The 13553-nt window shown below is 40.8% G+C and carries 13 protein-coding genes; 6 read left to right on the top strand and 7 right to left on the bottom strand.

The annotated features are described in order from the left end of the window. From VFM80_RS00100 to VFM80_RS00085, 4 genes are all read left to right on the top strand, one after another. On the top strand, positions 1 to 312 hold a 312-nt coding region (locus tag VFM80_RS00100; protein WP_395068321.1), incomplete at its 5' end, for a deoxyhypusine synthase family protein. Positions 313 to 336: 24 nt separating this feature from the next. Continuing rightward, a complete protein-coding gene (locus tag VFM80_RS00095) occupies positions 337 to 2319 on the top strand; it encodes an alpha-ketoacid dehydrogenase subunit alpha/beta (RefSeq protein ID WP_395068319.1) in 1983 nt (660 codons plus the stop codon). A 117-nt stretch (positions 2320 to 2436) separates the two neighbouring features. After that, a complete protein-coding gene (locus tag VFM80_RS00090) occupies positions 2437 to 3081 on the top strand; it encodes a SatD family protein (RefSeq protein ID WP_395068317.1) in 645 nt (214 codons plus the stop codon). A 77-nt stretch (positions 3082 to 3158) separates the two neighbouring features. Further along, the gene (locus VFM80_RS00085) at positions 3159 to 3404 is read left to right on the top strand and encodes a hypothetical protein (protein WP_395068315.1); all 246 of its coding nucleotides are present in this window, start codon (positions 3159 to 3161) and stop codon (positions 3402 to 3404) included. Here VFM80_RS00085 and VFM80_RS00080 read toward each other — a convergent pair whose 3' ends face one another. Genes VFM80_RS00080 through holA form a run of 3 tightly spaced genes read right to left on the bottom strand, consistent with a single transcriptional unit; the run spans position 3405 to position 5415 of the window. Then, on the bottom strand, positions 3405 to 3641 hold the full coding sequence (locus VFM80_RS00080; protein ID WP_395068313.1) for a hypothetical protein: 237 nt from the start codon (positions 3639 to 3641) through the stop codon (positions 3405 to 3407). It lies immediately after the preceding gene. A 42-nt stretch (positions 3642 to 3683) separates the two neighbouring features. Then, the gene (locus VFM80_RS00075) at positions 3684 to 4298 is read right to left on the bottom strand and encodes a sigma-70 family RNA polymerase sigma factor (protein ID WP_395068311.1); all 615 of its coding nucleotides are present in this window, start codon (positions 4296 to 4298) and stop codon (positions 3684 to 3686) included. A gap of 49 nt (positions 4299 to 4347) precedes the next feature. Then, positions 4348 to 5415, bottom strand: coding sequence for a DNA polymerase III subunit delta (holA, locus tag VFM80_RS00070; protein ID WP_395068309.1), 1068 nt, complete (start codon positions 5413 to 5415; stop codon positions 4348 to 4350). Positions 5416 to 5534: 119 nt separating this feature from the next. On the opposite strand from holA, the gene VFM80_RS00065 reads away from it, so the two are divergent. Next, positions 5535 to 6104, top strand: a complete 570-nt coding sequence (locus tag VFM80_RS00065; RefSeq protein ID WP_395068307.1) for a bactofilin family protein — start codon at positions 5535 to 5537, stop codon at positions 6102 to 6104. 110 nt (positions 6105 to 6214) lie between these two features. Here the strand turns inward: VFM80_RS00065 and VFM80_RS00060 are convergent, their stop codons facing one another. The 4 genes from VFM80_RS00060 to rpsO all read right to left on the bottom strand — a co-directional run bounded on the left by VFM80_RS00060 (position 6215) and on the right by rpsO (position 11706). Then, the gene (locus VFM80_RS00060) at positions 6215 to 7708 is read right to left on the bottom strand and encodes an asparagine--tRNA ligase (RefSeq protein ID WP_395068305.1); all 1494 of its coding nucleotides are present in this window, start codon (positions 7706 to 7708) and stop codon (positions 6215 to 6217) included. 107 nt (positions 7709 to 7815) lie between these two features. Next, the gene (locus VFM80_RS00055; RefSeq protein ID WP_395068303.1) at positions 7816 to 9066 is read right to left on the bottom strand and encodes a M16 family metallopeptidase; all 1251 of its coding nucleotides are present in this window, start codon (positions 9064 to 9066) and stop codon (positions 7816 to 7818) included. A 142-nt stretch (positions 9067 to 9208) separates the two neighbouring features. Further along, complete coding sequence (gene pnp / locus VFM80_RS00050) at positions 9209 to 11320, bottom strand: polyribonucleotide nucleotidyltransferase (RefSeq protein WP_395068301.1); 2112 nt, start codon at positions 11318 to 11320, stop codon at positions 9209 to 9211. A 116-nt stretch (positions 11321 to 11436) separates the two neighbouring features. Then, positions 11437 to 11706 carry a 30S ribosomal protein S15 gene (rpsO, locus tag VFM80_RS00045; RefSeq protein ID WP_395068299.1) on the bottom strand — a complete coding sequence of 90 codons (270 nt, stop codon included), beginning with the start codon at positions 11704 to 11706 and terminating at the stop codon, positions 11437 to 11439. 334 nt (positions 11707 to 12040) lie between these two features. On the opposite strand from rpsO, the gene VFM80_RS00040 reads away from it, so the two are divergent. Continuing rightward, positions 12041 to 13553 (top strand): TolB family protein (locus VFM80_RS00040; RefSeq protein ID WP_395068297.1); only part of this gene is annotated, 1513 nt, incomplete at its 3' end.

Raw genomic sequence — 13553 nt, 5'->3', positions numbered from 1 at the left:
CTGTCCGACTGGTATTTAAAGAATTCGGATAATGGGATCGGGTTTTTCCAAATTGGGGGAGGCATTGCCGGAGATTTTCCAATTTGTGTAGTACCTATGATAGAGCAAGATCTGGGCAAGAAAGATGTACCACTGTGGTCCTATTTTTGTCAGATCAGCGATTCTACCACCAGCTATGGCTCATATTCTGGAGCCGTTCCCAACGAAAAAATAACATGGGGAAAACTGGGCATTGATACACCAAAATTTATCATTGAATCGGATGCAACTATTGTAGCTCCGCTTATTTTTGCTTATCTGTTGGATTGGTAACATTTGAATTAATCGACAGACAGCGTGGCTATAACTAAGAAGAAAATTTCCGCCGAACAAGCTTTAAACATCTACAAGAACCTGCTTCTACCCCGTCGTATTGAAGAGCGTATGCTCAAACTATTGCGGCAGAACAAGATCAGTAAATGGTTTTCAGGCATCGGGCAGGAAGCCGTTGGAGTGGGTGTCACGCTCTCAGCCAAACCCAAAGACTATATTCTTCCCATGCACCGTAACCTCGGGGTCTTTACTGCCCGAGAAGTCCCACTCTATCCCCTTTTCTGCCAGTTATTTGGGAAGGCCGATGGATTTACCGGCGGACGTGACCGTTCATTCCATTTTGGTACACTAGAGTACAATATAGTTGGGATGATCTCTCATCTTGCCGCTATGATGCCCGTTGCTGATGGACTTGCGCTCGCCAAGAAATTAAAACGCGAAGATGCCGTAGCTTTCTCATTTTGCGGTGACGGAGCCACGAGTGAGGGTGATTTTCATGAAGCTTTGAACCTGGCTGCCGTATGGAAATTGCCGGTGGTTTTTGTTATTGAGAATAATGGGTATGGACTCTCCACCCCTACTTCTGAGCAGTACGCTTGCGAACATCTATCCGACCGCGCCAAGGGCTACGGAATGCATGGCTTCAATATTGACGGTAACAACATTTTTGAAGTAATGGAAACCGTAGAGAAGGCACGAAAGCTTGCCTTGAAGGGAGAACCGGTACTCATCGAAGCTAAGACCTTTCGTATGCGGGGACATGAAGAAGCCTCCGGCACTCATTACGTTCCTGATGTATTATTTGAGAACTGGGCCGAAAAAGATCCCATCCTTCGTCTTGAGAACTTTATGGAAGAAGAAGGAATAGCCGGAAAAGAGGATTTTAAAAAGATCACTAAAGAGATCGATGCTTCCTTTAGGAAAGATCTCGATAAAGCTTTAAATGCTGATGATCCTGTATTTGATGAACAGACAGAATTGAATGCCGTTTATTCCACCGAAGAACCAAAGCCTCCAGTTCACTCCAATGGCATCACCTACGAAAAACGTTTTGTGGATGTGCTTCAATCTACTCTTTGGCAAGCCTTTGAAGAGGACGACTCTTTTCTCATTATGGGGCAAGATATTGCCGAATATGGCGGGGTTTTCAAGATCACTGAAGGTTTTTTAAAGGAATTTGGTGAAGATAGAATCAGAAATACCCCTATTATAGAATCCGGGGTGTTGGGAGCTGCGATGGGTTTGGCATTGGAAGGCTTCAAGCCGGTCGTTGAAATGCAATTCGCCGATTTTATATCCTGTGGATTCAATCAGATTGTGAATAATATTGCCAAAACTCATTATCGCTGGTCCCCTCCGCTTAACATTACCATTCGCGCTCCTCATGGCGGTGGTGTTGGGGCAGGACCCTTTCACTCGCAATCCGTGGAAGGCTGGTTTATGCAAATTCCGGGGCTTAAAGTAGTGGTTCCCGGTACTGTAGAAGATGCCCAAAATTTACTTTACAGTGCTCTTTATGATCCAAACCCGGTTCTGTTCTTTGAACACAAAAAGCTCTACCGAAGTCTTAAAGCAACTGTTTCTGACAAGGCAACATATGAACCACTTGGGAAAGCAAAGGTTCGAAGAGAAGGTGACGCTGCAACCATCATCACCTATGGAATGGGCGTACAGTGGGCGCTGGCCGTTGCTGAAGAATACGAGAAAAAGGGTATCTCTCTGGAAGTTCTGGATCTGCGAACCCTCCTACCATTAGACAAGGAAGCCATACGAAAAACTGTTCAAAAAACAGGTAAAGTATTGCTGCTTCAGGAACCTTCACTTACTTTAGGTCCGCTGAGTGAAATTTCAGCCATCATTTCCGAAGAATGTTTTGAGTGGCTGGATGCACCGGTTATGCGCTGCGCTTCGATGGATATTCCTATTCCCCACGATAAAGGACTGGAAACAAAATTTATGGCTGATTCCAGACTTAATATACAGCTTACCAAGTTATTGGCTTATTAAATGTATCACATATAACACTACAAGTGTAAATGATTCATTTTTATTGAAACATATATATATGTTTCATTATTAGTGAAACATTGTTATTATTCAGCAGTTATTAATAAACCTTGGATCATGGCTGAAAAATCAACAAAGTATTTTATTTTGATGGGTGATGTTGTCTCAAGCAGCAGTTATGAGGCTAAATCGCTTCATAAAGAGCTTAAAATACTCATTCAAAGCTGTAACAAGGAATTGAGAGCGGATATACTCTCCCCGTATACCATTACCCTTGGCGATGAATTTCAGGGCATTGCAACCTCACTGGAAGCGTCCATAAAAACATTATTCTTTATGGAAGAAGAATGTCTGAAACAAGAGCTTGACTTCAAGTTGCACTATGCTCTTCATTTTGGAGAAATTGAGACAGAAATCAACCCAAACATTGCATATGAAATGATGGGTCCTGGATTAACCAAGGCAAGGGAAATGCTAACGAGTAAGAAAAGATCCCGAAAGCGTTTTGAATTTGATCTTAGCAATAAAAGAGAATCTCTTCAATTTTCAAGGTTATTTGAAGTATTGGACGCTATCATTCTATCATGGAAAAAAGAAGATTATGCGCTTATTCTGGATATGATCAAAAATGAGAATAATGCAGAAGTTGGGGAAAAGCACGAAAAAAACAGGGATCAAATTTGGAAACGCCGTAAAACTTTAATGGTAAATGAGTATAATCAGCTTAAGAATTTCATGTTAACCTACATTCAATCACTATGAACTGGTTATGGTTAATGCTGCTTTACTTGGTTATGGAACTCATAATCAATGGTATATTCCACATTGTCAGCAAAAAAATGAAATCGAATGAGAGTCGTGGTATTTCGGTATTAAAAGGAATATTAGAGCGGCTATTCCTTATCATCGGTCTTTTATGTGGTTATCCCCAGGTTATCATAGCCTTTGGAGCTCTGAAGATCGGTACCCGTTTCCAGAAAAACAGTAAAATTTCCAATGATTATTTTTTGATCGGCAATTTCATTTCATTGATTGCCGTATTGTTGTTTGCCCTGTTGGTGCACAGAGTGTTATACCTAGTATGATCAACTGATACTGTTCAGCATTCTGTCAATGAAATCTTCTTTTGCCTTTATCTGCTGAAATTGCTGGAGCAACTTCTTTCCTTCTTTAGCAGAAAAAGCTAATTCTCGGAGTTCATCGTGATGAACCAGCACTTCTTCAAATGCTTCTTTTTCTACTGCATCCATTTCATCGTCTACATAATCAACGATAAAATCTTCTATGATCGGGTGATATTCTATATCTAAAAAATTGTTCATAAAGGGAGTTGGCTAATTGATCCTCACTTCCCTTTTATTTCATCAAGCTGCGTTTGTTCCCAATTGAACATAACCTTGGATCAAAGCCTGAATTTGAGCCCTTCCCCGGTTGATCCTGGATTTCACAGTACCCATCGGAATATCTGTAATATCAGATATCTCATCATAAGAAAGCTGCTGAAGATCTCTGAGTATGATCACTTCCCGGAAGTCTTCAGGGAGCTTTATCAAAGCCTTTTCAAGCTGTTCCATACAAAGTTTTTGATGAAGGGCATCATCCTGAAGGATCTTGGAATCTTCCAGTAGTATTTCTCTATCATCCGGATCAGATTCATCTTTATGAATGGAAACTTTATACATCCTTTGCTTTTTCTTGTACAAACTTTTCGCAAGGTTTAGTGCAATAGTATACATCCAGGTAGAAAATTTCGCGATACGTTCATAAGAATGTTTACTCTTATGCACTCTTAGAAAAGTTTCTTGTACCAAATCCTCACAATCTTGGTGATCATGGGTATATCGGTAAAGAAAGTTATGAAGGCGGTCTTTATATCGGAACACTAATTCATTGAATGCCAACTCAATGCCATTTTGAAAGTATTCCATTAGGTCTTCATCATCATACTTCTTTACTGATGCAGCTTCAAACGCTTTCATAATTAAACTCCAAAACTTGGTTTCTATTTAAAATCAGGGCGAATCGGTACTAACCGATAATTCGCTTGACCAGAAAGAATAGAATCGAAGTGGAGTCTAATGTGCTGAAACCTTTAATGGAGCGATCTGCATCCAAAAGGGCTTCAAAAATACGTGGCATATCGTTATAGCGAAAATTTGAGGCGTCATCCCAAAGTTTATTAAAGTACCAGCTGCTGCCAACACCCAACTCACTTTGAATTTGAGTTTTAGCCAACCCTTTTTCGGAAAGCCTCAATATCTGCCAGATATTTACGAACACACTGTTAAAGAACCCCACGAGACGAATCAATTCTCCCGTGTCTGACTTAGTATGTTGCAACATCTGTTCCGAAATGTATAACGATTGTTCCATATCTCGCTTAACAATGGCTTCTTTGAGCTCTATGGCAGTAAATTCACGATATGAGCCAATGATTTTTTTCACATCAGCTTCTGAAACAGTATCAGAAGTGTCCACAAAAGTGCACACTTTATCTATTTCAGTAGACAGTAGTTGTAGATTATTACCCACAAACTGTGCCAACAACTGAGCTGCTGCCGGCTCTATATTTTTGGAGTGATGGCTTCGTACCCAATCAATGACCCAATCCGGAATCAGGTAGTCAGCCATACGTTCAAATTCATGATACCCAACAGCCTTACTTTTTTTTATGGCTTTACCAATATTGGTATTACCTGCCGGCTTTTTAGTATCAAACATTACCAACAATGTAAAAGGATTGGGATTCTCGATATAGGAAATAAAATCATTTATGTGTCCGCTCGGCGAACCATCTTCACTCCCACCCTTATTTAACTGTAAGAAATTGCGTATGATCAATACCCGTTTTGCCGCCATCATCGGAAAACTCCGGGCAATAGATAAAGCTTGAGCCGGAGTAACTTCCTGACCATAAAGAAGATCAAAATTAAAGTCTTTTTGATCGGGTGATACAATATTCGAAAACTTTTCCAGCAATTGGTCAAGATAGAATTCTTCCTCACCGAATAAATAATATATCGGTTTAAGGTTGCCGGAGTTCAGTTCACCGGTTACCTCTTTATAGACCTGATTGCTGTTTGGTTTTCTTGCCATCGGTGGCAAAGATAAGGAATGTGACCCTGAATGAAATAGGAATCTTATAGAAATTAGATCTGCTTAGAAATCTTTACAGGATTCAGGAACATATCATCACATTTCGGGTATGAAAAACTATGAAACTTAAGAGAAAACAAACTCCTGTGAATACTCAACAAAATCCCCAGTCTCCAGCTATAACTTACATTACCGAATCAACAGAGATCAAAGCAGATATCAAATGTGATGATGATATGCGAATAGCCGGTCTCATTGACGGTGAAGTTCAGTCAAAGAAAAAAGTAATTGTAACAGATTCAGGAAAGATCAAAGGTACGCTTTACAGCCCTGATGCAGATATTTCAGGAAAAGTAACTGGTGATATCTATGCCTCTCAAAGTCTGGTTTTGAGAGGATCTGCAATTGTTCAGGGCAAGATAATGACTAAAAAACTAACCATTGAGAATGGAGCCCAGCTTAAAGGTGATTTCCAGGTCGGCCCAAATGTCAATGTAGACACAAAGGATTCCAAGAAAGCATCTGATTCAGGATCTGCATCAGCCTCGGGCTCATCATCTTCCTCTACATTCTCAAATCCATTTAAGAAAGATAAAAAGGAAGACGATAAAGACGTCGAAGACTCAAAAAGCGATCAGGCTTCAAAAGATAAAGATGCATCTAATACATCGAAGAAGAGTGCTTCTTAAGATGAATAGCTGCTCGATGTTAAAGTGACTTCATTTCAATTGCAGACAAGTAAACTGTAATTATTGAATTTTTGAGCTCAATGAAGTACCACAAAAATATCAGTGGTACTTTAAGGTTTAAGTCTGCCCATCATTCTTGGGAATGGGATGGTTTCACGAACATGAGATAATCCACACAGCCATGCAACGGTACGCTCCAACCCAAGTCCATAGCCGGAATGAGGAACACTTCCGTACCGGCGAAGATCCAGGTACCATTCAAATACTTCCTTATCAAGTCCTTCTTCTTTGATGCGCTCTTCCATGAGCTCCAGATCATCTTCACGCTGAGATCCGCCAACAATTTCACCATAACCTTCCGGTGCCAAAATGTCCATTCCGAGAGCAAGCTTATCGGTCTCATCACGCTTCATGTAGAACGCTTTGATCTCAGCCGGCCAGTGTGTTACAATAAGCGGCACCTCAAATTGCATCATCAGTACCGTTTCATCACTTCCGCCAAAGTCATTGCCCCACTCAAAATTTCGGGCAGACTCTTTCCACTTAGGAATATTTCGAAGATCTTCTTCAACCTGATCAACCCGGGCAGAAATATCTTTGATCCTTTGATCGATTTGAGCTTTTCGCCATTTTTTGGCTGAGCCGTGTTCTTTTTTGATCTCCTCTTCTTCCTTTTCAAGATCCAGTTTCTCTTGTCGGCGTGATTCCGCCATTTCATCCAGCATATCTGATGTTTCATCGCTAGTCAGGATGTCCACAGCTTCAGTATAAGTCATCCGCTCGAACGATTTCTCAGCAACCTTCTCCAACGCGGAAACATCGCGCTCTAAGATCTCAAGCTCTTCTTTTCGTTTTTCCAATACCTGGGTGACAATGGCTTTAATCATATCCTCAGCCAGATCCATATTCATTTCCAGATCATAGTATGCCATTTCAGGTTCTATCATCCAAAATTCTGTAAGGTGACGACGGGTTTTGGATTTTTCGGCACGGAAGGTTGGTCCAAATGTGTAGATCAATCCATGTGCCATTGCCATTGCTTCACCATACAGCTGTCCGGTTTGAGCGAGGTATGCTTTTTCTTCAAAATAGTCGGTTTCAAAAAGTGTGGTACTTCCCTCAGCAGCATTACCTGTGAAGATCGGAGAATCCATTTGCACGAAACCCCTTCCCTGGAAAAAAGAGTGGATCGCAAATATAATTTCATTCCTTACTCTCATCGCAGCCCATTGCTTTTGACTGCGCAACCAAAGATGGCGGTTGTTCATTAAAAACTCTACACCATGTTCTTTTGGAGTGATCGGATAGTCTTCAGCTATCTGATGGATAACAACATTTGAAGCATGAATTTCATGACCGCCAACACTTCTATCATCAGCTTTAACGGTACCTGTAACTTCCAGTGAGCTTTCCTGACGCAGTGAAGTAGCTGCCTGCCATACATATTCAGAAACATCATCTTTGGCTACAACACATTGAGTAAGGCCTGAGCCATCTCTCATTTCAATAAACACTAAGCTTCCGCTGCTGCGAAAATTATATACCCAGCCTTTAAGAGTTACTTCTTGATCAACATGGTCAGAGAGATTTTTGATGTAGGTCATTTGTATTGTAGAATGATAATTTATAATTAATGATTTTTGAAAGAGTGTGAGGCTTTAGTTTCAAGGCTCAAGTTAGTTCCCTGCCCCTTGTAACTTGAACCTTCTGCCTAACCTTCCGGGAGTAAGATCGCTTCCATAAAGTCTTCTTCATTGAAAAAGTCTCGAACAAATTTCTGGATCTGTTCAGAAGTGACGGCATCAATGTTTTCAACCAGCTCATCTAAAGTTACAAAACGCCCGAAATATAATTCACTTTTTGCAAGACGAGTCATTCTGTTGCTTGTACTTTCCTGAGAGAGCAATAGTTTTCCTTTAAGCTGAGATTTTGCTTCTGCGAGTTCTTTCTCAGGAACCGGCTCTTCCTGCATTTGCTTCAATTCCTTAAGGATCAATTCCCGAACATGATCTACATAATCTTTATCGGTTCCCACATAAATTCCCCAAAGACCGGTATCAGTGTAAGATTGATTAAAGGTTTGGATGGAATAACAGTATCCGTATTTCTCACGAACATTTTGATGAAGCCTTGAGCTCATCCCTCCTCCTAAAACAGTGTTGGCAAGCAACAGTAGATATTTATCCTCGTGATCGAAATTCAAACCACGCCTGCCATAAATGTAGTGTGTTTGCTCAATTGCTTTGGTGAGATTCAGGTTCTCCTTTTTGAAAGGCGGCAGGGGTTGCTCTTTCTCATCATGATCTTTGGCTTCGAGTTTCTCAAAATAATTCGATACCAATTCCACTACCCTATCGTGATCAACATTTCCTGCAACCGATACCAACAAATTTCCGGGGTAATATCTATCCTTCATATAATCATACAGATCCTGACGGGAAAAATCAGAAACTGTATTTTCAAAGCCAAGTACAGGGCGGCCTAATTCATGCCCTTCAAAGATCTTGCTGTTGAATGCTTCGAAAATGAAATCATCGGGAGAATCCCGATACATTTTCATCTCTTCAATGACCACTTTCTTTTCTTTTTCGATCTCTTCTTCCGGAAAAGCAGGATGAAGAACCATATCTGAAAGCACATCCAATGCGCGATCGAGCTGTGTATTAACACATCGTGAATAATAGCAAGTATATTCAGAAGAAGTAAAGGCATTCAAATATCCGCCAACTGCTTCCATACTCAAGGCAATATCATAGGAAGATCTGGAATCCGTGCCTTTAAAAAGCATATGTTCCAGAAAATGAGTAATACCGGCCATTTCTTCTATTTCATGACGTCCACCGGTTTTAGCCCAAATACCAACGGTAACGCTTTTCACACTTTCGATATGTTCCGTTATAATGCGGAGTCCATTGGGAAGCGTGCTCTTATTTACAAAATCAATTTCTTTGGTGTCTTGCATCTGATATAAATCTAATGATCTGTTTATCGGTTCTTATTTAAACCGAAATAATTATCGAAAAGTTGGGTTGGAATAACCCTCAAAAAAATGGCGCTCTTTCACTAAAAAGAGCGCCAAATATAAGCAGGTTTAAGCTAAAGACTTACTCTTCTTCATCTTTAGCAAGCAATACTTTTCTGGAAAGTCGAAGTTTATTACCCGGCTCAATTTTGAGGAGCTTAACTTCGATCTCGTCACCTACGCTCATGTATTGACTTACGTCTTTAACATGCTCGTGAGCAACTTCAGAAATATGTAACAAGCCATCTCTTCCCGGAGCTATCTCAACAAAAGCGCCAAAGTCTTTGATCGACTTCACTTCACCTTTGTAAATAGCACCTTCTTCAAGCTGACCTGTAATTGCTTTAATTCGGTTTTGTGCGTCTTCAGCTTTTTCAAGACTGTCGGCAGAAATAGTGATCTTACCTTTCCCGCTTTCGTCTTCCTCGATCCAGATCTCAGTGTCTGTTTCTTTCTGAAGCGTCTGAATAACTTTTCCACCAGGCCCGATCACTGCACCGATCATGTCACCATCAATCGTCATGTTGATGAATTGAGGAGCATATTCGGAAAGTGTTTCACTTGGGGTTGAAATGGTTTCAGCCATTTTACCTAAAATGTGTAAACGACCTGTATGAGCTTGCTTAAGTGCTTCTTCCATTACTTCGAAAGAAATGCCTTTCACTTTCATATCCATCTGGCAAGCCGTGATACCGTCAGCGGTACCGGCTGTTTTGAAGTCCATGTCGCCCATGAAATCTTCCTCGCCACGGATATCAGAAAGTACAACGGAGTTATTCTCTCCAACGATCATTCCCATTGCGATACCTGCAACCGGCTTCTTCAGTGGAACACCGGCACTCATAAGTGCCATAGAACCACCGCAAACAGAAGCCATGGAAGATGAACCATTTGATTCAGTAATATCAGAGATAATTCGAATTACGTATCCGAAATCGTCAAATGACGGCATCATCATTCTCAAGGAACGTTCTGCAAGGTGACCGTGACCAATCTCTCGTCTGCCCGGGCCTCTTAAAAATCCTGCTTCTCCAACTGAATATGGAGGGAAGTTGTAGTGCAGATAGAATTTCTTGTCTTCTTCGTCGAATAACGTGTCAACGCCCTGAGCGTCTTTCTTGGTACCGAGGGTTACAGAAACAAGAGCCTGTGTTTCGCCGCGGGTAAAGATCGCTGAACCGTGAGTTCTGGCAAGGTATCCCACCTGCGTCCAGATATCGCGAACATCTTCCGGGTTACGGCCGTCAATACGACGTTTTTTCTCAAGGATCATGTTACGAAGTTCTTCTTTCTCAATATCACCTAAGATATCTTTGACCGTTCCGATCTCTTCTTCGTATTCTTCTTCCAGTTCAGCTACAACGCTGTCTTTGGCTTCTTTAAGCTTTTCACTGTACTCTTCTTTTCCAAGCCCGATGTTCACTACTTCTTTGATCTTATCAGTAGCTAATTCACGAACTTTATTTTCAATCTCTTCAGGATAGCCTTCAGCAACAAATTCACGCTTCGGCTTTCCATACTCTTCTCTCAGTTCTTCCTGAAATTCACATAAAGTGATAATAGAAGCGTGAGCTGCTTTAATAGCACCCAGCATTTCATCTTCTGAGATCTCTCCCATTTCACCTTCCATCATCAAAACAGAATCGGCAGTACCGCCAACGATCATATCGATGTCACTTTCTTTCAATTCAGAAAGCGTTGGGTTGATCACATACTCGCCATCAACACGGCCAACTCGGACTTCAGCCATTGGACCGTCAAAGGGAACATCTGACATATGAAGAGCAGCTGAGGCTCCAAACCCGCCAAGAACATCCCCGTCGTTTTCTCCGTCTGAAGAAAGCACGCTTGAGATAATCTGAGTTTCACATAAATATCCTTTAGGAAATAACGGACGCAAACTGCGATCAATTAACCGACTGGCTAATACTTCTTTTTCAGAAGGACGTCCTTCCCGTTTCATAAATCCACCGGGGAAACGACCACCGGCTGAAAAACTTTCTCTGTGATCTACCACCAGCGGGAAAAAACCCTGACCCGGTTTTGGTTCTTTTGCACTCACAGCGGTACATAACACCTGGGTATCACCCATGCGAACCACTACAGCGCCATCGGCTTGCTTGGCAATCCGGCCTGTTTCTACTGATAGCACCTTTCCCGGTGCAAATTCTACACTTCTTATTTCTTCTTTCATTTGTCTTCTTTGTCTTTTTGGTTTACTAGTATCCGGCCTACAACAGATAAGAGATAATGGCGGCAGGATAAATTGAAAAAGGCTCCACGATGGAGCCTTTTGGATAACATATAAACTTACTTACGAATACCGAGTTCTTTGATAAGTTCTCTGTACTTCTCGATATCGTTTTTCATGAGGTAGTTTAACAACCTTCTTCTTTTACCAACCATTTTTAACAAACCACGGCGTGATGCGTGATCTAATTTATTGTCCTGTAAATGTTCGGTAAGGTCATTAATTCTTTTGGTCAAAAGGGCGATCTGTCCTTCGGTGGAACCCGTATCGGTTTCACTTTTACCAAACTTCTTAAATATTTCTTTTTTGTCTTCTGCGGTTATGCTCATTGCAATGGTTTAATTAGTACTTGTATAAATCGATTTATAGTCTTCAAAGATAGGGGTTTTTAGTGAAAGCAACAATGCCGGGATGTATGATTTATGAAGGATGTATGGAAAGTTGTATTACTCCTCCCTTTTGATGCGTAGCTACAGTGTGTTTTTCTATTTACTAAAATATTCAGTCATAATTTTTTAGGAAAACGACACCGGTATTTGAAATTAGCTCTGATTTTTTCATCTTCTCCATTATCCATGTGATAACATGAATTAAAACTTACCTATGCAGTTAACCTAAACAAGGTTAGGGGAATACAAATCTTATCAACTAAATTAAGAAGATATGAAGCGAATCTATGTATCCGTTTTTGTGATAATACTATTTAGCACCATTTGTCTTGGGCAGTCAAGGGAAAGAATTTTCTATTCATCATTCAGCCCGCAAGACTGGGACATATATATTTCCAGAGATTCCGGCGAAAGCATTACGAAATTTACCGATCATCCATCATTAGACTATGATGCAATTATAAGCCCGGATGGAAAGTGGGTAGTTTTCACATCGGAAAGATCAGGAATACCACAGCTTTATTTGAAGGCTATAGATGGAACTCAGCCGGCTGCTCAATTGATTAAAAGTAACTCTTTCCAGGATCAGGCCGCATTTTCTCCCGATGGCAGTCAACTGGCATTTGTCGCTTCCCATGAAGGAAATTCAGAAATTTATCTTATTCCCTTTCTACCGAATTCCATTCAGGATATTTCAGCTGCCTTAAACCTGACCAATCATCCCGGAGGGGATTTTAGACCTGCTTTTTCTCCGGATGGGAAGCAACTGGCCTTTAGCAGTGACAGGGGGCATGAGATTGTTCCACATCCCCTGTTTCCTTTTGCCCGGCAACGAACAGGAGATGTTTATTCGGTAGACATTAATGGTGAAAATTTGAAAAGACTTACTGATTCTAAATACTGGGACGGTAGTCCGGCATGGACAATCGATGGAACTAAGATAATTTTCTACAGTGGTAGAAATGGTGAAAATTCTATTTTTGAAATGGATGCTGATGGGACAAACCAAAATCAACTGATTGAGTTTTCCGGTCCGGCTGTTTCACCAAAATTTATTTCCGATGAAAAAGTAGCTTTCACTACGTGGAACAGTCAACGGGACTTCAAGATCATGCAGTTTGATAAAGCCACAAATGAAATCACTCCGTTATTTTCAGATAGTCTTGACCTGATGTTTAATGCAGATGTTCATCCTGAAGGACTGATGGTTTTCCATGGTGGAAAATACGCGTCCAATCAGGGAGTGCCCGGTAATTTTGGGTTTGATGGAGATGTACTAGCTAAATTACCTGATTCGCTTTCATTTGCTGATCGTCAAGTTAACGCCTATGGAGTACGCAGAGCTTTTGTGGCTCCTCCACAGATTGGGAATACCTTCCTTTATTATGATGCCTCAGATATACAAAGCTTTTCTGATTTCCTGAAACCAATGGGGTATAGCGTGTTCTGGCTTCCCGCACTTATTATCATTCTTTTTGCAACAGGCATCATTATCGGAATTCGCAACAGAAAAGAGATATCAATTTGGAGATACCTGCTGTTTAGTATTCTTACGGTTATTTTTGGGGTTGTCACAGGTGGAATTTTCTTTTATATAGATGCGATAAACCCAATGCCTGTATGGACCATTCGTTTAGTAATGGGTTTAATGACAATCATGTTGATTGCTTTGGGATGGTGGCAATACAGACGATATATAAAACGAAAAAAAAATGGAATAGATATCCACCGTCTATCTAAATTGTATAGTTCGCTTTTTTTCGGTTTGGCTTTATTTGCATTCCTAT

The sequence above is a fragment of the Gracilimonas sp. genome (assembly GCF_035704785.1).
In the GTDB taxonomy this organism is placed as follows: Bacteria; Bacteroidota; Rhodothermia; order Balneolales; family Balneolaceae; genus Gracilimonas.
Note: the sequence above shows the minus strand (reverse complement) of the source record. Positions and strands in the feature narration are given on the sequence as shown.